Origin of the sequence: Kluyvera sp. 142486, from assembly GCF_046569695.1 — a bacterium.
Taxonomy (GTDB): Bacteria; Pseudomonadota; Gammaproteobacteria; order Enterobacterales; family Enterobacteriaceae; genus Kluyvera.
Map to the genome: position 1 here is coordinate 123185 of NZ_JBKHUI010000008.1, position 21149 is coordinate 144333.

The 21149-nt window shown below is 57.2% G+C and carries 19 protein-coding genes; 13 read left to right on the top strand and 6 right to left on the bottom strand.

The annotated features are described in order from the left end of the window. Window positions 1–13: 13 nt before the first annotated feature. The gene (locus tag ACLGE8_RS11090) at window positions 14–901 is read left to right on the top strand and encodes a LysR family transcriptional regulator (RefSeq protein WP_410998481.1); all 888 of its coding nucleotides are present in this window, start codon (window positions 14–16) and stop codon (window positions 899–901) included. A gap of 11 nt (window positions 902–912) precedes the next feature. On the opposite strand, the gene ACLGE8_RS11095 is transcribed toward ACLGE8_RS11090, so the two are convergent. After that, the gene (locus ACLGE8_RS11095; protein ID WP_410998482.1) at window positions 913–2034 is read right to left on the bottom strand and encodes an FAD-dependent oxidoreductase; all 1122 of its coding nucleotides are present in this window, start codon (window positions 2032–2034) and stop codon (window positions 913–915) included. Between the two features lie 186 nt (window positions 2035–2220). On the opposite strand from ACLGE8_RS11095, the gene ACLGE8_RS11100 reads away from it, so the two are divergent. From ACLGE8_RS11100 to ACLGE8_RS11150, 11 genes are all read left to right on the top strand, one after another. Beyond that, window positions 2221–3138, top strand: coding sequence for a LysR family transcriptional regulator (locus ACLGE8_RS11100; RefSeq protein ID WP_410998483.1), 918 nt, complete (start codon window positions 2221–2223; stop codon window positions 3136–3138). 122 nt (window positions 3139–3260) lie between these two features. Beyond that, complete coding sequence (locus ACLGE8_RS11105; protein WP_410998484.1) at window positions 3261–4463, top strand: alpha/beta hydrolase family protein; 1203 nt, start codon at window positions 3261–3263, stop codon at window positions 4461–4463. Next, window positions 4444–5364, top strand: coding sequence for a VOC family protein (locus tag ACLGE8_RS11110; RefSeq protein ID WP_410998485.1), 921 nt, complete (start codon window positions 4444–4446; stop codon window positions 5362–5364). The genes ACLGE8_RS11105 and ACLGE8_RS11110 overlap by 20 nt, the downstream gene beginning before the upstream one ends. Window positions 5365–5366: 2 nt before the next feature. Then, entirely contained in the window at window positions 5367–5732 is a 366-nt protein-coding gene (locus ACLGE8_RS11115) for a Rieske (2Fe-2S) protein (RefSeq protein ID WP_410998486.1), read from the top strand. Then, a complete protein-coding gene (locus ACLGE8_RS11120) occupies window positions 5710–6690 on the top strand; it encodes a fumarylacetoacetate hydrolase family protein (protein WP_410998487.1) in 981 nt (326 codons plus the stop codon). The genes ACLGE8_RS11115 and ACLGE8_RS11120 overlap by 23 nt, the downstream gene beginning before the upstream one ends. Window positions 6691–6704: 14 nt before the next feature. Next, window positions 6705–7493: a cyclase family protein gene (locus ACLGE8_RS11125; RefSeq protein ID WP_410998488.1), complete on the top strand. Its 789-nt coding sequence runs from the start codon at window positions 6705–6707 to the stop codon at window positions 7491–7493. 1 nt (window position 7494) lies between these two features. Continuing rightward, window positions 7495–8214: a CoA transferase subunit A gene (locus ACLGE8_RS11130; protein WP_410998489.1), complete on the top strand. Its 720-nt coding sequence runs from the start codon at window positions 7495–7497 to the stop codon at window positions 8212–8214. Then, the gene (locus tag ACLGE8_RS11135) at window positions 8201–8854 is read left to right on the top strand and encodes a 3-oxoacid CoA-transferase subunit B (RefSeq protein ID WP_410998490.1); all 654 of its coding nucleotides are present in this window, start codon (window positions 8201–8203) and stop codon (window positions 8852–8854) included. The genes ACLGE8_RS11130 and ACLGE8_RS11135 overlap by 14 nt, the downstream gene beginning before the upstream one ends. A gap of 2 nt (window positions 8855–8856) precedes the next feature. Next, window positions 8857–10062: an acetyl-CoA C-acetyltransferase gene (locus ACLGE8_RS11140; RefSeq protein ID WP_410998491.1), complete on the top strand. Its 1206-nt coding sequence runs from the start codon at window positions 8857–8859 to the stop codon at window positions 10060–10062. Between the two features lie 204 nt (window positions 10063–10266). Next, window positions 10267–11469: an MFS transporter gene (locus tag ACLGE8_RS11145; RefSeq protein ID WP_410998492.1), complete on the top strand. Its 1203-nt coding sequence runs from the start codon at window positions 10267–10269 to the stop codon at window positions 11467–11469. A gap of 351 nt (window positions 11470–11820) precedes the next feature. Further along, window positions 11821–12990 (top strand): carbohydrate porin, encoded by a 1170-nt coding sequence (locus tag ACLGE8_RS11150; protein ID WP_410998493.1) that lies wholly within the window; start codon window positions 11821–11823, stop codon window positions 12988–12990. Window positions 12991–13087: 97 nt separating this feature from the next. Here ACLGE8_RS11150 and ACLGE8_RS11155 read toward each other — a convergent pair whose 3' ends face one another. From ACLGE8_RS11155 to ACLGE8_RS11165, 3 genes are read right to left on the bottom strand one after another with little or no spacing between them, the layout of a single operon-like run. Beyond that, window positions 13088–15523 carry a beta-glucosidase family protein gene (locus tag ACLGE8_RS11155; RefSeq protein ID WP_410998494.1) on the bottom strand — a complete coding sequence of 812 codons (2436 nt, stop codon included), beginning with the start codon at window positions 15521–15523 and terminating at the stop codon, window positions 13088–13090. Further along, on the bottom strand, window positions 15498–16121 hold the full coding sequence (locus tag ACLGE8_RS11160; RefSeq protein ID WP_410998495.1) for an NADPH-dependent FMN reductase: 624 nt from the start codon (window positions 16119–16121) through the stop codon (window positions 15498–15500). Before ACLGE8_RS11160 ends, ACLGE8_RS11155 begins: the two co-directional genes overlap by 26 nt. A 21-nt stretch (window positions 16122–16142) precedes the next feature. After that, window positions 16143–17237, bottom strand: a complete 1095-nt coding sequence (locus ACLGE8_RS11165) for an LLM class flavin-dependent oxidoreductase (protein ID WP_368301465.1) — start codon at window positions 17235–17237, stop codon at window positions 16143–16145. Window positions 17238–17435: 198 nt separating this feature from the next. Between ACLGE8_RS11165 and ACLGE8_RS11170 the strand changes: the two genes are divergently transcribed. Then, window positions 17436–18083, top strand: coding sequence for a TetR/AcrR family transcriptional regulator (locus ACLGE8_RS11170; protein ID WP_410998496.1), 648 nt, complete (start codon window positions 17436–17438; stop codon window positions 18081–18083). A gap of 28 nt (window positions 18084–18111) precedes the next feature. Here ACLGE8_RS11170 and ACLGE8_RS11175 read toward each other — a convergent pair whose 3' ends face one another. Both ACLGE8_RS11175 and ACLGE8_RS11180 read right to left on the bottom strand, forming a co-directional pair. Next, window positions 18112–19359, bottom strand: a complete 1248-nt coding sequence (locus ACLGE8_RS11175; protein ID WP_410998497.1) for an MFS transporter — start codon at window positions 19357–19359, stop codon at window positions 18112–18114. Window positions 19360–19591: 232 nt separating this feature from the next. Further along, window positions 19592–21094, bottom strand: a complete 1503-nt coding sequence (locus ACLGE8_RS11180; RefSeq protein WP_410998498.1) for a GMC oxidoreductase — start codon at window positions 21092–21094, stop codon at window positions 19592–19594. Window positions 21095–21149: the final 55 nt, after the last annotated feature.

A 21149-nucleotide genomic window follows, 5' to 3' on the forward strand; every position in this document is an offset into this window, starting at 1 on the left:
AAATGGAGACGCAATGGACCGGATTATGGCGGCCATCACCTATAACCGCATCTGCGAACTCGGCAGCCTGAGCGCCGCGGCCCGCTCGCTGGGCATCTCTCGCCCTATGGTCAGCCGCTATCTTGATGAGATGGAAAAGTGGGCCGGTTCCCGACTGATCCACCGTTCCACCCGGCGGTTAACCATCACGCCAGCGGGAGAAAAAACGCTGGAGAAGACGCGGCAGCTGGCGTTGCTATCGCAGGGAATTGAAGGGGAGGCGACCGGCGTTACGCCGTCCGGGACGCTGCGTATTGCCTGCGCCCATTTTACGGCGACGCATTTGTTGAACCCGATTATCCCGGCATTTCTGAGCCGCTACCCGGCGCTGCGCATTGAAGTCGATATTAATAACCATCCGGTGAGTCTGGTCGGGGAGCGAATCGATCTGGCGATTCGCATTACCAATGCCCCTGAACCGGGGGCGATTGCACGCCTTTTGGGAACCTGTCGTTCCGTGCTGTGCGCATCGCCGGGCTATCTTGCTCGCGCAGGCGTGCCGACCACCCTTGATGAACTCGCTCAACATAACTGCCTGCACTACAGCCGCTTTTCCGGCCAGTCCTGGACCTTCCGGGACGGCGATAAAGGCGAGGTTTCAGTGGCGGTAAACGGTAATTTCAGCGCCGGAATATCGTCGCTGCTTTGTGAAATGGCGGCGGCTGACGTAGGCCTGGCGATGGTGCCCGACATCGAGGCGAGAGCCGGGCTGGAAAGCGGGCGGTTAGTGCGGGTACTGCCGGAGCTTGAGCCGCAGCCGCTGGGGATATACGGGCTTTATCAGTCCCGCGACCATCAGCATGCGGCGCTGGGGCTGTTTCTTGATGCTATCCGCGAGGTATGCGCTGCTGGCAGAGATTGATGGCGGTAGGCTCAGATCGGCCTGGCGGTAAAGGCCATCATCTCGCGAATAACCGATTGGCGATCGAACTGACGGTCCTGAGCCATTTCGCTTTCGCCCACGCGCAGCGAATCCTGCCAGATACGGTGGCAGCGTGCTCGGCGTCGATCCTCGAAGGCGGCCAGCGCCTGTGTGACCTGACGATGAGTCTGGAGTGTCTCGGTGAGCACCAGCGCATCTTCAATGGCCATTCCTGCGCCCTGACCAAGATGGGGCGTGGTGGCGTGTACGGCATCGCCAATCAGAACGACGCGCTGCTGGTGCCAGGGGGCGTCAACATAGAGTTCTTCCAGTGGTTTATAAACAATAAGGTCAGCGTCGGTAATCTGCTCGCGCAGTTCGCCCGGCAGGCCCCGGCAGGCGGCAAGGCGTTGGCGCATTTGCGCCACCTTTTCGTGGTGATCGAAGCGGGGATTACCTGGTTCATGCGAGGTGACGAAGAGATACATCAAATTTTCCGCCAGCGGAACCAGACCGCAGTTACTCTCTTCACCTACGAAACACATAAGATGATCGACCTGCGGTGGTCGCGGGAAGTTATACCGCCATACGCCTTGTCCGGTAAATCGCGGCGTGAAGCGGTTGCCATACAGCAGGCGACGAAGGGTGGAGTAGATACCATCAGCGCCCACCACCAGATCGTATCGGCCCGTAGTCTGGTCATTAAAAATCACGTCAACGCCTTGTTCATCCTGGCAAAGCGAGGTGACCGTTTTTCCCATGGTGATGACCGCACCCCGTTCTTCGGCGGTAGAGCACAGCACTTGATGCAGCGCCAGACGCGAAATCCCGACGTTAGCGGGAAACTGCTCGCCAGCGAGGCGTTGTCCGGGGAAGCTAGCAAGCGGGGTACCGTCGAGCGTGTGCATGGAGACTTTATCAAAGGACCAGGCGGCTTCAAGATAGCGCTCAAGCACGCCCAAGCGCTGCATCTCTCGTACCACATTGTTTTGTTGGATAATACCAACGCCATAGATCTGCCATTGAGGTTGAATCTCTACCAGATCGACGGCAATACCAGCCTGACGCATGGCAATAGCCGTGCACAGACCACCAATACCGCCGCCGACGATCAATACCGTATTTATTGTCATTATCCGTTCCATTTTGTAGGGAGAAGAACGGAGAGTAACCGACGAAATAAATCGCTGACGAATCGCAAAGCAAGATGATCGCTATCGCAAAAAACAATATTGCTCGCTACTTGGTGAATTAAAAGTTGCGCGATTGTTAATTTGACGATCTAGGATAGGGTAAAAATAACTATCAGGCGTACGATAATGCGTTATCAGCATCTTGATCTGAATTTACTGGTGGCACTGGATGTGCTGCTGGATGAGCAAAATATTACCCGCGCCGCCGGGCGTTTGCATATGACGCAGTCGGCAACCAGCGGCGTACTCAATCGGCTACGTACCTATTTTGAAGACGATCTTCTGACCCAGGTAGGGCGGAAAATGATGCCTACGCCGTTAGCGCGTGAACTGCATCCCTCGATTCGTGAGATCCTCTTCAAAATTCAAACCTCCATTGCCCGGCGGCCAATTGATGAACCGGCAACCAGTAAGCGCCATTTTCGCATTATGGCTTCGGACTATGTGATTAATGTCCTGCTAAAAGATGTGCTGCAGGTGGTGCATCAGGAAGCGCCCAGCATCACCTTTGCGTTTTTATCGCCGGACCCTCAGTCGACCGGCATGATTAATCGAGGGGAAATCGACATGATGGCCGCTCCCGAGCAATTTATGCCAACGGATCAGCCGTCTGCGTTGCTGTTTGAGGAACAGTTTGTTTGCGTGACCTGGGCGGGCAACGCTGAGGTTGGTGCGACTCTGACGCTGGAGGATTGGCAGCGTCTGGGGCATATTGCCGTGGAGTTTGGTCGTGAACGGATCCCCGGTCTTGAAGAGACGTTATTTAGCGAGTTTGGCCTCAACCGCCGTCTTGAAGTGGTGGCGAACAGCTATCACTCGTTACCCCATTTACTGATCGGGACCACGCGCGTTGCCACAATGCATCGGCGGCTGGCGGCGCAATACGCCAGCCATCTACCGCTGCGGATTGAGCCGGTGCCCGTCGAGCTGCCGGTAATGCGCGAGTTTATGGGCTGGCACCGCAGTCTTGATAACGACCCCATCTTTAACTGGCTAAAAGCGAAGATTTTCGCCAGTACCACCGCGTCCCTCCCGCCAATCTGAAGGTATCTCCAGAACTGATACCTGACATCCTGACATGCGATTAGTCGCAAACGGGCGCTTATGTGAGAGTGCCCGGGTGACAGATTTCTGCCACTTGCGTTTGACCGTTGAAGGATATCGTTATGTTTCGTTATTTCCCTAACAATTATGTCTGGAACCTATCGGTGGATCTCTCCATCGAAATGGGCGCTCGCATTGGCGAGATAGAAGAGATGTGTGCCCCTCTGCTGGCGGCTTCTGAGCGCCCGGATGCAGAAGGTACCCGTGCCTTTCGGGAAACATGGTCAGCCATGGCTGACAAACTGTGCGCGTTGGCCCATGAGGATGAACAGGGCGGGCAGTTGTTCTCCGCAGGCGAAAAATATCTGCGCGCCGCCAACTATTATCTGACCTGCGAACGCTTGCAGGCACAGGGCGCGCCGGGGCGCGAGGCGCTCTATCGCCGCTTTCTGGATGTTTTCGAACGCGGCTGTCGGTTCAGCCAGGCGAACTGTCAGCGGGTTGAGATCCCCTATGAGGGAACCACGCTTTCGGCGCTTTATGTGCGCGCCGAGGGCAACGCCGAACGCGCGCCGTTGCTGGTTCAGGTTAACGGCCTCGACTCCACCAAAGAGCTGAAATACTTCGTGGGCCTGCCGCAATGGCTGGCAAAGCGTGGCGTTTCATCGCTGATTGTGGATCAGCCGGGCACCGGTGAAGCGCTGCGGCTGAAAAACCTGAAAGCGCGCTATGACAGTGAACACTGGGCATCGCGAATCGTTGATTGGCTTGAGCAGCAGCCTGAGGTTGATGCCAGCCGCATCGGCCTGGAAGGCGTTTCGCTGGGGGGCTATTACTGCCCGCGCGCGGTGGCCTTTGAACCTCGCTTTGCCTGTGGCGTGGTGTGGGGGGCTAACCACGACTGGCGCGATGTGCAGCGTCGCCGTCGCGATAAAGAGGGGAGTTTCCCGGTGCCGCACTATTGGGAACACGTGCGTTGGGTGTGGGGCGGTGAGGATATCGAGAGTTTCCTGCGTATTGCGGAAGATGTCCATCTTGATGGCATTCTCGACCGGATCCGGGTGCCGTTTTTGGTCACCCATGGTGAACAGGATTCGCAAATTCCCCTCAAGTGGGCGCAGCGCACCTATGAGCAACTGGTCAATAGCCCTTCACGGGAGCTGAAAATCTTCACGTCGCGTGAAGGCGGTGTTCAGCACTCAAGCTTCGATAACTCAATTAACGCCGGACACTATATTGCCGACTGGGTCGCACGCACGCTCGGCGGCCGTGTGGCTGAACCACTTTTATCTGGAGAGACTAACCGTGAATATTCTGGGGCCTGATTATCTGGTTTTTGGCGTTGATGATTTGCCGGGCTGCCGGCAGTTTCTGCGCGACTATGGCCTGAGCGAGATGCCGGGAGATTTCTTCCAGGCGCTTGACGGCACCGGCGTCCTGCTGCGGGAGCGCGACGATCCTTCGCTGCCAGCGGCGCTTTCCAGCGGCAGCCAGCTGCGTGAAACCGTCTATGGCGTTGCCGATGCGGCGACGCTCGACGCCATTGCCAAAGAGTTGCTGAAAGACAGGGAAGTGCATGTCGATAGCGAAGGCGTGCTGCACAGCCTTGATGATATGGGCTTTGCGCTAGGATTTCGCGTGACTCAACGTCAGCCGGTCGCCCTTGCTGCCGAGAAGGTGAATGCGCCAGGGGATAAGCAGGCCCGGCCGCTTAACCATACCGGGGCGAGCGCAACCATGCCCGCCGCCCCGCGTTCGCTGTCGCATGTGGTCTACTTTGTCCCCGATGCCGAACGGGCGGAAGCGTTTTATCAGCGGTTGGGATTTGTCTGCACCGATCGCTTTACCCACGTCGGTCCTTTCCTGCGACCGAGCGGTACCCAGGATCACCATACGCTGTTTTTAATCCAGGCCCCGCCATTTATGACCGGTATCGAACACTTCACCTTCCACATGGGCGGGCCAACGGAACTGATGATGGCCGGGAGCCGTTTTGTGGAAAAAGGTTACCAGTCATTCTGGGGGCCGGGCCGCCATCAGTTGGGCTCTAACTGGTTCTGGTACTTCAACAGCCCGCTCGGCTGTCATATCGAATATGACGCGGATATGGATCGTCATGATGACAGCTGGCAGCCGCGCGAAGCGCTACCGGGAGCCGATAACTCGCAGTATTTCCTGCTGGGCTGGCGGGAAAAATGGGCGCCGGGCCCGGATAACGCACATTAAACATGGTGCTACCACAACCGCTGTGCCGGGTAGAGTGCCTGGGAGAGGGCGATGCGCTGGGGTTCGATCCTCAGCGCTGTGGCCAAGCCACGCTTTTTGCTGTGCGCTATCGCGGGGAAATCTACCTTTGGCGCAATCGCTGCCCGCATCTGGGGACGCCGATGAACTGGCAGCAGCATGCCTTTTTTAACGCCACGGCCGACCGACTGGTGTGCTTTGCTCACGGGGCGTTATTTGAGCCTGACAGCGGCCAGTGCGTCCAGGGAGTCTGCCTGGGCCAGGCGTTAACGCCGCTGGCGTATGACATTACGGCCGATGGTTGGTTACGACTCACGGAGAATTTTAATGAAGCTGGCAACACGGAATAACGGCGAGCGCGATGGACAATTGATGTTGGTTTCCCATGACCTGCTGTGGATGGTCGACGCCGAGGGGATTGCCGCCACGCTACAGGATGCTATCGAAAATTGGCAACAAATGCAGCCGGCTCTGCAGGCGCGCTACGCGGCGCTAAACGCGGGATTAATCACCCGGGCCATCCCTTTTGATGCCGGGCAACTGCTGGCGCCGCTGCCGCGCGCGTGGCAATGGCTGGATGGTTCCGCCTTTCTTAGCCACGGCGAACGAATGCAGCAGGCGTTTAATCTGCCCCCTATTGAGGGCGTGGAGGATACCCCGCTGATGTATCAGGGCTGCGGCGACGATTTTCTCGGGGCCCGCGGGGATATCGTCTGTGCAGATGACGCCTGGCAGCTGGATTTTGAAGGCGAGTATGCGGTGCTGGTGGATGACGTGCCGATGGGCTGCAATCCCATCGCGGCGTTATCGCACGTCCGACTGTTGCTTCAGCTTAACGACATCAGCTTGCGCGCGCTGGCCCCAAGAGAGATGAAAACAGGCTTCGGTTTTATCCACGCAAAGCCTTCCAGCGCTTTTGCTCCCGTTGCCGTCACCCCTGATGAACTGGGAGAGAGCTGGCGAGACGGTCGGATTCACCTGCCGCTGACGATCCAACGTAACGGCGAACCGTTTGGCCGGCAGTCGGGCGCTGAGATGCACTTCCACTTTGGGGAGCTGATCGCGCATGCCGCATTAACCCGCCGCCTGCGTGCCGGGACGCTGGTCGGTTCCGGTACGGTCTCCGGATGGGACAGTGCGAAAGGCGCCAGCTGCATTGCCGAGGTAAGGGCGCTTGAAACCATCGCCTCAGGGGCGCCGCGAACGCCGTACCTGCAGGTGGGGGAATCCATTTTTATGGAGAGTCGCTCCGGCGATGACCGGGCTGTTTTTGGGGCCATACAACAGCGCGTGACTGCGCCGCGATAACAGGAGAACAACTCATGAATTTATTACAAGGCCGACGCCTGATAGACCTTTCCGTCACGCTTGATAATAACCCCTGGACCGATCCGCCGCCGCTGCTGCCGAAAATTGAGTATATGGATCATCAGCAAGGCTGGCCGGAAATGGCGGCCATGTTTCCGGGGCTGGAAAAACACCAAATGCCGGGTAACGAGGCATGGGCAAGCGAGAAGCTAACGGTCACGCCGCACAACGGCACGCATATGGATGCGCCGTGGCATTACAGCTCCACCACCAACGGTGGGGAACCGGCCTTCGGTATTGATGAGCTGCCGCTGGAATGGTGTTTGCGCCCCGGCGTCAAACTGGATTTTCGCCAGAGGGCGGACGGCGCGATTTTGCAACCTCGGGATCTCCAACAGGCATTACAGCGCATCGGACATACGCTTGCGCCGCTCGATATTGTGCTGATCAATACCGCCGCCGGCGCGTGCTATGGGAAAGAGGATTATCTGCAGCGGGGCTGCGGTATTGGGCGTGAGGCGACGCTTTGGCTGCTGGAGCAGGGCGTCAGGGTCGTGGGCACCGACGCCTGGAGCTGGGATGCGCCCTTCGGCTTTACCCGCGAACGTTTTCTGCAAACCGGCGATGCCTCGCTCATCTGGGAAGGCCACAAAGCGGGAAGAGATATTGCCTATGGGCAGATGGAAAAATTGACCAATCTGGATCAGCTGCCGGATAGCGGGTTCTGGGTCAGTTGCTTCCCCTACAAGATCAAGCGGGCATCGGCGGGGTTTACCCGCGCCGTTGCGATTGTGGAGGCGTGAGATGAAGGGGCTGGATAAGCGCGTGGCCACGCTGGAAGCGGCGTTGGATGGGCTCAGCGACGGGATGACCGTACTGGCTGGCGGGTTTGGATTATGCGGTATACCGGAGAATTTAATTGCTGGGATCCAACGCCGCGGCGTACGCGACCTCACGGTTGTCTCTAATAATTGCGGCATCGACGACTTTGGTCTTGGCGTGCTGCTGGAACACCGCCAGATCCGCAAGATGATCGCCTCCTACGTGGGGGAAAACGCCCGCTTTGAGCAGCAGTTGCTCAGTGGTGAACTGGAGGTTGAGCTGACGCCGCAGGGCACGCTGGCGGAAAAAATTCGCGCAGGCGGCGCCGGGATCCCCGCGTTTTTTACCGCCACGGGTTACGGCACGCTGGTGGCAGAAGGCAAAGAGACGCGGCGGTTTGGCGATCGTCACTATGTTCTTGAACCTGCCATCCAGGGGGACTTTGCCATTATCAAAGGCTGGAAAGCGGACTGGTACGGGAACGTGATTTATCGTCATACGGCGCAGAACTTTAACCCGCTGATGGCAACGGCGGGGAAGATCACGGTAGTGGAAGTCGATGAAATTGTCCCGCCCGGCACGCTGGATCCCACGCAGATCCACACGCCAGGTATCTATGTTCACCGGCTCATCCAATGCGCCTGCGAAAAGCGCATTGAAAAACGGACGCTGCAAACGGGAGGACGCCATGCTCACGCGTGAACAGATGGCTCGTCGGGTGGCCCAGGAACTGCGCGATGGCGATTACGTGAATCTGGGGATTGGAATCCCTACGCTGGTCGCCAACTATGTTCCTGCTGATATTGATGTGATGCTGCAATCGGAAAACGGGCTGCTGGGAATGGGCGATTTCCCGAGCGAGGCGTCGGTCGATGCCGAGATGATCAACGCAGGAAAACAGACCGTCACGGCACGGGCTGGGGCGGCCATTTTTGATTCCGCCAGCTCGTTTGCGATGATCCGCGGCGGACACGTTGATATGACCGTGCTTGGCGCGCTTGAGGTCGATGCCCAGGGGAATATCGCCTCGTGGATGGTGCCGAATAAGATGGTGAAGGGGATGGGCGGGGCGATGGATCTGGTGGCCGGGGCCCGACATATTATTGTCACCATGACCCACGCGGCAAAAAACGGGGAATCGAAGCTACTTCGCCACTGTACGCTGCCGCTCACCGGCGTGAACTGTATTCGCTGGGTGCTGACCGATCTCGCATGGCTTGAGATCGCCAATGGCGAATTTATCCTCCGCGAGCGAGCGCCCGGCGTCAGCGTGGCGGAAATTATCGCCAAAACGGCAGGGCCGCTGCGGGTGCCTGATGTCGTACCGGAAATGCAGGTGTAACGATGAATAATGATGCGGTAATTGTGGCGGCGCTGCGCACGCCAGTTGGACGTTTTCAGGGTGAAATGGGGGCGCTGAGCGCCGTCCAGTTAGGGACGAAGGTGGTGGAGGCGCTGCTGGCACAAAGCGGCGTCCCGGCGGAGGCCGTCGACGAGATCATTATGGGGCAGGTGCTGACCGCCGGATGTGGGCAGAACCCGGCCCGTCAGACGGCGCTTAAGGCGGGTTTACCGGTTACCGTTAGCGCACTGACGGTGAATCTCGTTTGCGGATCGGGCCTGAAAGCCGTGCAGCTTGCCGCGCAGAGCATTCATAGCGGCGCGGCTGAAGTGGTGATTGCCGGCGGCCAGGAGTGTATGAGCCAGGCGCCGTTTTTGCTCGGCGAGGCGCGTCAGGGGATGCGCTTCGGTCACGGGCAAGTGATTGACAGCCTGGTACACGACGGGCTGTGGGATGCCTTTAACAACTACGCCATGGGGATCACGGCCGAAAATCTGGCCCAGCGTTACGCGATTAGCCGCGAGGAGCAGGATCTTTTCGCCATGACGTCCCAACGCAAAGCGCGGGCCGCGCAGGAAAGCGGTCGCTTTGAAGCTGAGATTGTGCCGGTCACGCTGCCGGCGCGCAAAAAGGGCGTCGAACGTTGTTTTCGTGACGACGAGCAGCCTCGTCCCGACGCGACGCTTAACGCGTTAGCGGCGCTGCGACCGGCATTTATTGATGAGGGGACGGTGACCGCGGGTAACGCTTCCACACTCAACGACGGCGCGGCGGCGGTATTGGTCATGCGCCGTGAACGGGCGCAGAAGTTGGGCCTGCCGATTATGGCCACGATTGTCGCTAGCGCCACGGCGGGGGTTGACCCGGCCTATATGGGTATTGGCCCGGTGTTGGCAACGCGGCGCTGTTTACAGCAGGCGAGGTGGCCGCAGGAGTCCGTTGATCTTATCGAGGTGAATGAAGCGTTCGCGGCGCAGGGAATTGCCGTCAACAGGGAGATGGAGTGGGACACGCTGAGGGTCAACGTTAACGGCGGTGCCATCGCATTAGGCCACGCCATTGGTGCCTCTGGCTGCCGAATTCTGGTGACGTTACTCCATGAGATGCAGCGTCAGAATGCGGCACGTGGTCTGGCTACGCTGTGCGTCGGGGGAGGCCAGGGCATTGCCCTTGCAGTAGCTCGCGATGTTAATTCTCAGGCCTTTTAATGTTAATATTATGTTTGAATGTTGTTTCAATTGTGAGCCTTATCGCAGATTGAAAGCGGTTGCTCAGGTAGGTTTATGCTGTGCAGGTTGTCATCAGCGCAGCGGTATCCGGTGAACTATCACCTTTTTTTAACCGCATTAACTAGAATTAGAATTCATATTCTTATTTAAAGAACAAAGCAGATGAGCGAGAGGAAAAAGGTCATGCAAAGGGTGATAGCCACGCCGAAACCAGCGGGAGCCGTACAGGCGATGTTATTGATGTTAGCCGCCGTGCTACCCGTGATGGGGACATTAACCATGATTCCGGTGATGCCTGTCCTGTTTAACCATTTTGGTGCTCATCCTCACGCGCAACTGCTGGTGCCGATGATCATTACCGTGCCGTCTATTAGCATGGCGCTAATCGCCCCGCTGGCGGGCGTGATTGGCGATCGCTTTAGCCGTCGTCGTCTGCTGATTGCCGCTACGGGGGGATACGCGCTGTTCGGGCTATTACCGGTGATGCTGGATAGCCTGCCGCTAATCCTGCTGGCGCGAATGATCATGGGTATTGCCGACGCCTTTATTCTGACCACCGCGAATGCGCTGATTGGTGATTATTTTAGCGGCTCGGCGCGTAATCGCTGGCTGGCGATACAGAGTGGGGTAGGGTCGATCGTTGCCACCCTCATTATTTTAGCCTCCGGTTTTTTAGGGACGTTTGGCTGGACGGGACCGATTTATTTATACGCCATCGCGATTCCTCTCTTTCTCGGCCTTATTCTCTTTACGCGTGAACCCGTTGCGCGCGGTGAAGAAAATGCTGCAGTGTCGACTCCGGCTCAGGCTTTTCCTCGGGGACAAATGTGCCTTATCAGCTTTATTACGCTAGTCAGCGCGGTGATTTATTTTATTGAACCGCTGCAAATCAGCCAGGTCTTTAGCCAACTGGGCATGCGTAACAGCAGCCAGATTGGTATTGCCACGGCGATTGCAGGTATTGGCGTGCCGCTAGGCGCATGGCTATATGGCCGAATGGCGAAACAGCGTATTGATAAACAGTTGATGCAATTTTATGCCATATTTGGCGCAGGGTTATTGTTTATTTCTCTCGCCAGTAATCATATTAGCGCGGTCATGGCCGCATTTATTGCTCAGATTGGTAATGGCATGCTGATTCCATTAATGCTGGGCTGGGTCATGAAGGTTCTTCCGGCCGAGCATCGCGCGAAAGGAATGGGGATCTGGCATACCTTTTTCTTCCTCGGCATGTTTCTTAGCCCCGTGGGCGTTACGTCCATGACCAGCGTCACCGGCAAACTACAGGATACCCTGCTGATCTTCGCAGTGATGACGCTGCTGATTGCCGTCTGCCTTGCACTATCATCTTCGCGCACGGCGGTGCGGAAAATAACCGCCAATTAACTTTCGTTCATCATGCAAATAGTTAATCCCTGCCGTGACAACGGCGGGTAGGGAGCACCATGCCTGAATAATGACCTTCGCATTAATGCTGTTCAGATGAATTAATCCCTATATATAACGAATGCCGCCGATGCCAATAATTAATATAGCACGTAGCGGTATAGAACATCTTTACCTGCAAAAAATAATAATTGAGGATTTATGATGAGTCTGTGCTGTACCCAAATAAATAAGAAAACTGTTTTCCCGCTTTCTCTTCTCACTCTGGCATTATTTTCCCCATCGCTTTTTGCGCAGGAAAATAAATATACGTGCGAACAGTTGGATAAATTGAACACGCGGTCGCAGCAGGTGGTTACACCGCCTTCGATTTGTGAATCGTTAATTGGCGACCCTAACGGCTGGCGAAGCGCGCTGGCGGATTATGGCTGGGGGGCGCAGTTAAGCTGGAACCCAACTATTTTATACGATCTGCGCGATCAGCAGCGTGAACCGCAGGAATACAGCGGACAGAATTTTACCTGGGCGCAAACTATGGCGCTGAACGTGACTTATGATCTTGAACGTATCGGCTTTACCAAAGATGCACAGTTTACTCTCTCGCCTCAGTTCTCCACCTCTAATTACCAGGACGGCTACCCACGCTTGCATAATATTGCCACCCTGGCGATCAACCAGCCGCTCTTAAATGGGCAGCTGGAGCTGCAGTATGGTTTTTATCCGTTAATCCGCCAGTTCTACGGCATGATTCTGGGCGGAAACTCCTCTTCTGCCGCGCTGGGGCCAACCAGCGTGATTCCGGTACAGGTTGGGATCAGCCTGAACGCGCCAACGCCGACCTTTACGATGATTGCGCGTGACAGCGAGAAAAAATGGTACAACAACTTCGCCGTGAGCCGCAGCATGTCGCCAAAAGGGCATTTAGACGATGTGGAGCAGAACCCGTATGGCCTGAAATGGCACGTTGACGGTGCCAATCCGATCCTGGTCAATGAAGTCGGCTACAAGCAGGATGCCAGCGAGAATGGCCGCTCTATCTGGTTCCGTGCTGGCGGTATTTATAATACCTCGCACTACGCATACTTCGATAAGCCCGGTAACAGCAGCGATAACTATGCCTTCTATATGGCCAATACCGTCCAGCTCACTCAGCCGCAGCACGGACTGCCGTTAGGGCTGTATCTGGATACAAAAGTGAACTATGCCCCGGACGATCGCAATGCTTACGCCAGTGATTTTCAGGTGACGCTGTTTGATATTGGTCTCTTCCCCGGACGCCAGAACGACATGACGTCGCTGGGCTATACCCGCTCGTTTATCAGCCATAAATTCCGCGACTCGCTCAAGCCAGCAGGGCTGGAAGCTCCTGAGACCATTAACGCGATTTCGCTCTCTCATGCGTTCCGATTGGTGAAAGGGATTTACTGGATTAACGGCATCACGTGGCAGGATAACCCAACGCTGGTGCCGAAACGTGATGACGCGATACTGTATCAGTCATCAATGTACTGGAACTTCTAAGCCGCAAAAAAAGCCCGCCCATCAGAAAATGAGGGCGGGCAGAACGTTGAAATGAATAACATAAATCATCGCGACAGCCTCTGCTGTCGCGATGTCGTTATGGCATATCGATAACCCTGACGCTGTTATCCGCAACCGATACCTTGAACACGGCGGCGATATCGTTGCTGGCGCGTCCTACCCGAACCTCCCAGTCGCCAGTTTGCGTTACCCATTGATGCTGGCTGACGCTCCAGCGCTGGAATAGACGCGCCGTCAGTGGGATCTCGACCGTCGTACTACGTTGTGCCGCCAGGGTGACGGCGGCGAAATCTGCCAGCATCAGGGACGATGCTATTTCGCCGATTGACGGAGAGAACAGGTAAACCTGCACCACCGCTTTCCCCTCACGCGCAGATGCATTTTGCAGCGTCACCGCGACGGATAAGCCGCCCTCGTGACGTAAATGCGTCTGCGCAAAGGTGATATCGGCATAGCCCAGCCCGAAGCCAAAAGCCCATTCTGGCGCGCATCCCCGTGCCGCGAAATAGCGATAGCCCACCTGCTGCCGCTCGTGATAGTAGAGATTACCTTCTTGATCGGGGGTAAGATTCACCACCGGGTAGTCTGACTCCAGGCGAGCAAAGGTGACCGGTAAGCGCCCGCCTGGTTCACGATCGCCGGCCAGAACGGACGCCAGCGCCGGGCCAAACTCTTGTCCCGGATACCAGGCGACAATCACCGCCGCGGCGCAGGCAAGGCAGTGGGTATCAACCGGATGGGCGACGTTCACCACCACCACCGTCCTCGGGTTAACCGCGCAAACGGCGTCAATGAGCGCCACCTGATGTGCGGGCAGGGCCGTGGTGTGTCGGTCGATGCTTTCCAGACCGGCATCGGCGGTTTCACCAATGACCAGCACCACCTGGTCGGCACGCTGCGCGCAGGCGACGGCTTCGGCAAGAAGATCCACCGTTTGCGGCAGTTGGCAGCCAAACCATACTCCGTGAGCGATACTGCGTGAAAGCGACATCGTCAGCATCAGGTTCACCGTGTTACCTTCAACCAGCGGCACTTCAACGGTGGTGCTGTCGGCCTGCATCAGCTTGCCCATAATGTCACCGTCTAGCGTTTCACCGCTAAAACGGGCCACATGATTGCCGTTTATTGCCAGATTTACCGTGCCGGTGCCGCCGAGCCAGAAGCGGTGTATGCCCGAGCGGGTGGCGATAAAACGAGTGCGAATGGTCACGGTCGCCTCTTCATCCAGCGCCAGCAAATCGCCAACGCCGGGCATATCGCGAAACCAGATTAACGATGAGGCATGGCGCTGCTCGCGATGGCATTCGCCCCGACTCGGCGTGGCGTAAACCACCTCCAGCCCAGGGCTATTGTCATCGCTGGTTAACGCCAGCGCCGTGAGCGGTGGAATGCGATAGTCGCTTTCCACCCCTTGAGCATACTCAACCTCCTGCTCCGAGAAGCGCTGGCGGATAGCGTCGATGGGGGCGATTAACCCCGGCATTAGCGCCACGCGTGCAAAGGTACCCCCCTGGAAGCAGGGGGTCTGCGCATTCGGGCCAATGACCGCCAGACGGGACGCCGGCTTCAGGGGCAGTAGACTGGCTTCGTTTTTCAGCATCACAAAGCCTGCCGCAGCGGCCTCTTCCAGCACGTCAGTGCGTAAGCGTTGTGCTCGAGGGCTCGCATCGTAGGATGACGGCGTCGAGACGCGTTCAGCAAACCGCGTCAGGCGCGCTACGGTATCATTGAGGCGCGGATTATCCTCTTCCTTAAGGGCGTCTCGTAGATGATCTCCCATATGCCGTGCCGGGCCCGGCATTTCCAAATCCAGCCCGGCACGGAAGCTGGCGATACCATTTTGCGTGCCGAACCAATCGGACATCACCAGCCCATCCCAGCCAAGGTCATGTTTTAACCACTGGCTGATGGCCTGATGTTGTTCGGCACAGTGCACGCCGTTGACCCGATTGTAGGCGGTTAACATGCCCCAGACGCCGCGGCTGGCCGCCTCTTCAAACGGCCAGAAATAGACTTCGCGCAGGGTGGCTTCGTCCACCACCACGTTCATGTTCCGGCGATCCGTTTCTGAGTCATTGCACACCATGTGCTTCACCACGCAGCCGACGCCCCTGGACTGCACGCCGTCAATCCAGGCCGCGCCCATATCGGCAATATGACGCGGATCTTCGCCGAATAGCTCAAAAGCGCGCCCGGCCATCGGGCTGCGCATCAGATTCAAATTCGGTGCCAGCAGTGCCTGCACGCCGGTGCGTAGCGCTTCCTGACCAATAACATCGCCGACGCGACGGACCAGCGCGCGATCCCAGCTTGCGCCAAGCGCCAACCCGCAAGGGCTCAGTAAGGCGATGTCCCGCTCATCAACGCGTCCACCGGTAATGCCCATGGGCCCATCCGAGAGCGTGACCGCGCCGAGCGGTGTGCCGGGAATGGGGTGCGTGGACCACATCCCCATGCCCGCGGTGAGCCGCAGCTTTGCTTCCCAATCAGGCGGGATGTTGAATGAGTGCATTGGACTCTCTCCGTACTGCCGGTTGGGGGGCAAACGTCAGCGTCTGTTCTGCCAGTATCTCCAGTGACTGCTGTACCGCAGGTTCAGTGCAGTTGCCGTTAATATCAAACAACGATACGCCAGCAGTATTCAGGGTGACGCCCAGCGGCGTCGGCCAGCCGCGCAGTGCGTGCACAATGTCGCGCAGCGCACTCAGCGTCGTATTACATCCTTGCCATCCTGCCGCGGTCACCAGACAGCCAACCGCACGGCCATCAAGGTAAACGCGGTCGTCTGCGCGTAAGTCTTCCAGCAGATCGATGGCATTTTTGACCAGCCCCGATACGCCGCCGTGATAGCCCGGTGAAGCCAGCAGGATACCGTCGGCATTGCGTACCGCTTCGATGAACGCGATTTCCTGCGGCGTACGGGTCTTAATTTCCGGGTTAAACGCAGGCAGGGCGGCAAGCTCTTGCCCACCGAAAAGTTGCGTTCTGGCCCCTAAATGCTCGGCATGTGCCAGTGCCCGACTCAAGGCGCGTTCGGTGCTTGAGCCGGGGCGTGTTGTTCCGCCAATCCCGACAATAAAGGGTTGGCGATGGGTGCGATGAAGCGTCATACACATTCCTCTTTACGTTGGTTAGCGAAAGCGGGGCAGGATCTTTTCGGCAAACAATGAGATTGATTGCTGGCTAAGACGCAGGCGCTCTGGCGTTAATGGGCCGTTGGTGAAGCCTAACAGCACGTTGCCGATACCCAACTGTTGATGGCGCTCCAGCTCATGGGCTACGGTTTCCGGGCTCCCGTACAGACACCAGGTCTTGATCCACTCTTCGCTGAAGCAGTCCGGGTGACGGTGCAGGGAGACGCCGCTGAACTCTTCCGCCCGTTTGTTGTACTCATACTCGCGATCGATAGCGTCTTTATACCAGCCCATGATTTGCATCATTTCCTCCCGAGCCTGTTCATCGGTTGGGGCGACGTGAACGCATTGCCATGTATGGGTGGTCCAGGAGAGGCAGTGGTCGATAACGGCCTGTGAATGCCCGGCGTTGAGCAGCGCGTCGCGATAGCGAGTGAAGTAGTGCGTTAACTGTCCGAACGGATCGTCGCTGGCCGGGATCGGTGGCGTAAAGGCGGGAATAAAGGCCGGCCAGCCATTATCGGCCGCACGCTGCATGCTGCTTTCGCGCAGGGCGACGGGCATGATGCGATTAAACGGTTTTTGCAAGGCGGTAGGGACGATGCGTTGCACCACTGCGCCTTTGTAGTGCGAGGTTTCAAAAATAATTGGCTCATCTTCGATTTTTTTCTCCCACAGTCGCTGTACCAGGTCGAGATTCTCCTGCAGCAGGTTCGAAGCGTCTTTGTAGTTCACGCCAAAACCGATCATCTCTTCCGGAGTCGTTCCACTTCCGATACCCACCAGCAGGCGGCCTTCGGTTAAATGATCGAGCAGGTTGACGCGCTCAGCGAAGCGCACCGGGTGGTGAAGTGGGACGGTAGTGACCGACATACCGAAGTGGATCTTCTTGAGTTGCCCGGCAAGCCAGGCGGCAAACATAAAAGGATCGCTCGCCATGGGAGCATAGCCGGTGAAGTGATGGTCAGGCATAAACACCGCGTCAAAACCGAACGCTTCTGCCTGACGGGCGTGATCGGCAAGCGAACTCATCACGAAACTATCTTGTTCGGGTGCGGTTGAACGACCTACGAGGAATACGGAAAAACGCATAGCAGCTCCTGTCTTATCATGGTTGTGTTGTGTAACTAAAACTAGAATTCGTATTCTAGTTATTTTGTGAGTGATTGAAATGACGGAGTTCACATTTTCATAACAATTACCTTCCCATTCCGTTGGCGGTAATTTGCAGGGGGGCTGTTAAGTGCAATACACTGCTGGGGTTTCTATGAATAAGGGGTGTAAACGCGAATGACCGATCTTCCCGATATGCGCAAGCCGAAACAGGACCGTAGCCGGATCGCGCTTGAACGCCTGATGAGCGCTAGTCGTGAAATTTTGCACGAAGGTACGTTTGAACTGCTGACGATAGCTGAAATCAGTAAACGTTCCGGGGTGTCTGTGGGCTCTATCTACGCGCGTTTTAGCGGCAAAGAGGAGCTTTTTGTCGCGGTCATGATTGAAGTGATGCAGGGGCTCGATGCTGAGTGGCAGCAATTGACGACCAGCCTGCGTGCGCGCCACCTGCCGCTACGTCAACTCGTCCCCGAACTGCTGGATCTGCAGGCTGACTATTTGCGTCGCCACGCCGGGATTTTACGGCCTTTTATGGCGCGCGCGGATGACGAGCGTATTGCCGGGATTGGTAAAGCGGCCTATCAGAAAAATGAACAGATCTTTATTGAGCTGTTGATGGATTCAGCGGCGGATATTCATCATCCTCAGCCTGAACTGGCGGTGAAGTTCTGCTTTACGATTGCCTACGCCGCCCTGGCGCGATTCCTGGGATTAGGCTCGGCCAGCGAGGCAGCTGGAGAAGGGGATTGGGATCAGCTGAAACAGGATCTCGGCGTGATGTGCCTGAGTTTCTTAATCTCTCCGGCAATAGAAACTCAGTGACGGCTCTCGCCGCCACTGAGCCGAAGCATTATTTCGCCAGTTGCCATTCGCTGGCGTCTTTGGCTTGACGTAACAGCTTACTATGTCGCGAGAACGTATATAAAAACAGCAGCAGTGCCAGCATCAGCGACAGGGCTCCCAGTGCGATAAAGACGGGAAGGATCTGGTTATCCGTCTGCATTCGCATCAGTCCGACAATAATCGGGCTGACGAACATACCGGCGAAAAAGGCGCCTGACCAGGCTCCCATCGCTCGGCCGCTAAAGGCCGGTGGGATAAGCGAACCGACCCAATAGATCATCGCACTGATGGCCATACCGGCACCGAGCTGCTGCAGCACAGAACCAGCGCCCATCGGCAGTAACGTGCTGGATATTCCCATGATGACCATGCCGCAGCCCATCAATATGAGGGTAATCGCAATCACCCGCTCGGGCGTGCAATAACGCGTGAGCCAGCCAAAAAGTAACGAACCTACGGGGACGGCAAGGCTCACCAGCGACATAATCAGCCCAATTTCCTGCGGACGTGCCTTTTCCAGCGTGTGAAACGCATTGGCTCCATTGATGGTATAGACGTAGTAAATGATGGCGGTTATAAACGTCACCGCGCTAAGTGCGAGCACCCGTGACCACGGAAAACGCTGCACCTCAACGGCGGACTGCATGGCCTGCCGCTGTGCTTTCTGGGGCTCAAACATCCAGAAATACATCGCCACAAAGAGCAACAGAGCGACGCCGTAGATAATAAAGGCGCCATTCCAGCGGATAGCCGTCAGGTAGCCGGAGCTGGCAAGTACTACGACTGCCAGCGCGGGCCCAATGACCCCTTGCACCGTCAGCCAAAAGCGGCGCTGTTTATCGTCGAAATAGTCAATCAGCATGGTATTGGCAATGGTGAGCACCACGGCTTCCGCCAGGCCGACCCCTAGCCGGCTGATAAAAATAGGCATCAATGATTGCAGATAGAGCGGCATGGTGCCGCAGACGCCATACAGCAGCGTAGCGCCGAGCAGCAGCTTACGGCGGCCAAATTTATCCACCATCCAGCCGGTGCAGGGTGCGGTCACGGCGATGACCAGCCCCGGAGCGGTAAGCATTAACGGCACCAGCGTCTCGACGTAGCGAACGTGGGCGAAGTGTTGAATCAAGGTAGGGACCGCAGGGGCCAGTGAAACGATAGCCAGAATGGGCAAAAACGCGGTCAGGGCAATAATGATGCCCTGCGCCATGCCCGCTTGCGGCACTTTTTCGGGCGAATGCAGATGCTTACTCACGTCGTTCTCCTTTATCACGCACGCCTTGATAGGGCGATGTGGCGGCGCGATTTTCTTATTGTGTAGGTTGAGTACAGATCGAAGCCGGATGGCTCCGGACTCAAGAGTAGGAGGCTTATTCAGTGGCAGAAAAATTGTGAATTCGCATAACAGACATTGCGAATATAAATACCATGATTGAGATAGGGGTATTGGAATAGCCTCATGGAGATGAGGCTATTGGCGGCCGCTGTCAGCCAGGGAAAAAGCGGCGAATGATGTCGTCAGCTGCCATCACCGCCAGCGCGACGCTGGTGAGCGTTGGGTTACAGGCGGTGGCCGTAGGGATAGCACCGTTGCCGCCAAGATAAAGGTTATTGAACCCCCAGACCCGCGAGACCGGTGAGGTGACGCAGGTACCGTCATCCACCGGGCCTATCCGGTGCGTGCCCTGGTAGTGCAAGGACGTGCCCGCAGGCAGGATGATAGCCTCACCGCCGTTGGCGACGCCGTTCAGCGCGGTGCCGACTTTCTCGACTGCCGCAAGTGCCTGGCTAAGCCCGGCGCGGTCGCGCTCCGTCAGGTCATAGGCTAAACGCATACGCGGCATGCCGAGCGCATCGGTCTCCTGCTCAAAAATGATGTGGTCCTCCTCTCGCAGATCTTTTGCCAGAAACAGGCCCAATCCCACCACCGGTTTGCCAGCGTCGTCACCGCCCTGATGGAAGGCAATCGGGGAGGTATCCATCTGCATAAGCTGACCGTGGAAAGGAAAATCTGGCTCGTTATAAGGAAGCCAGGTTACGCCGGACACGTTATCACGTCCGTCAGATGAGCGTGTTGCTGCAGTCTGTTTGCCTGCTGGTGCGTCGACGTTGATGAGCGCAATCACCTGCGGTTGGTCGTTGAGCCAGCGACCCAGCGCGTGAGGGCGAATACCAGAGGCATGCAGAAGCTGCGGCGTTCGCAGCGCATCGGCGGCGACGATGATCACCCGGGCGGTGATAGCGTACTCACGCCCGGTCGGCAGATGGCAAAGCGTTGCACCCTGGGCAATATCGCCGTCTGTACGGATCTGTTTGCAGAGGGTATCCGGGCGAATTTCCAGGCGGCTAAATGCGCTGACATCGCCCAGTATGGCATCCGTGCCGGACCAGCGGGGCTTCCCGTCGGGCTGCGGCGTGCAGGCTAATGGCATCGGCTGCGCCAGCCTTGAGGCATCTCGCCCCTCAGCAAATGTCTGGTTGAGCGCGTTGATAATGCTTTGACTCAGCGCGGTGGCAGGAAAGCCACGTTGTGTGACCTGCAGATAGCGCTCGGCGGTCTCAAAGGCGGCCTGCATTGATGCCGCGTCGATAAACGGAATCTGCTCCGCGCCGCCGGGGCGAGGGCAGGCACAGGTCCAGTGGACCCCCATGCCGCCGATATTGCTGGACATGGCTGCTGCGGGCATTGCCTCATGGAGAGGGGAGGCCGTTGCCCGCGCGTTGAGTAGATGCGTACCGGGGCGTGCCTGGAGCGTATCCGCTGGGGCGTCTTCTGATGTAGCGGCCAGCGGGAACCGTTTTGCCTGGCTCCAGGCTTGCTCCCGTGCATCCGGCGGCAGGTTACGGATATTGGTACCGGTGGCGGCGGTGAGCGCGCTACCGGCATCAATCATTAAAATACGAGCGGTCGTCCGATCGGCCAGATGACGGGCGAACGTTGCCCCGGCGGGGCCGCTGCCAATAATCAGAACATCAATATCAGTGCTCATAGGTCTCCTTCTCTTCTTTTATTATCGGGGAAAGTCCCCGGTAGGGTAAGGTGAA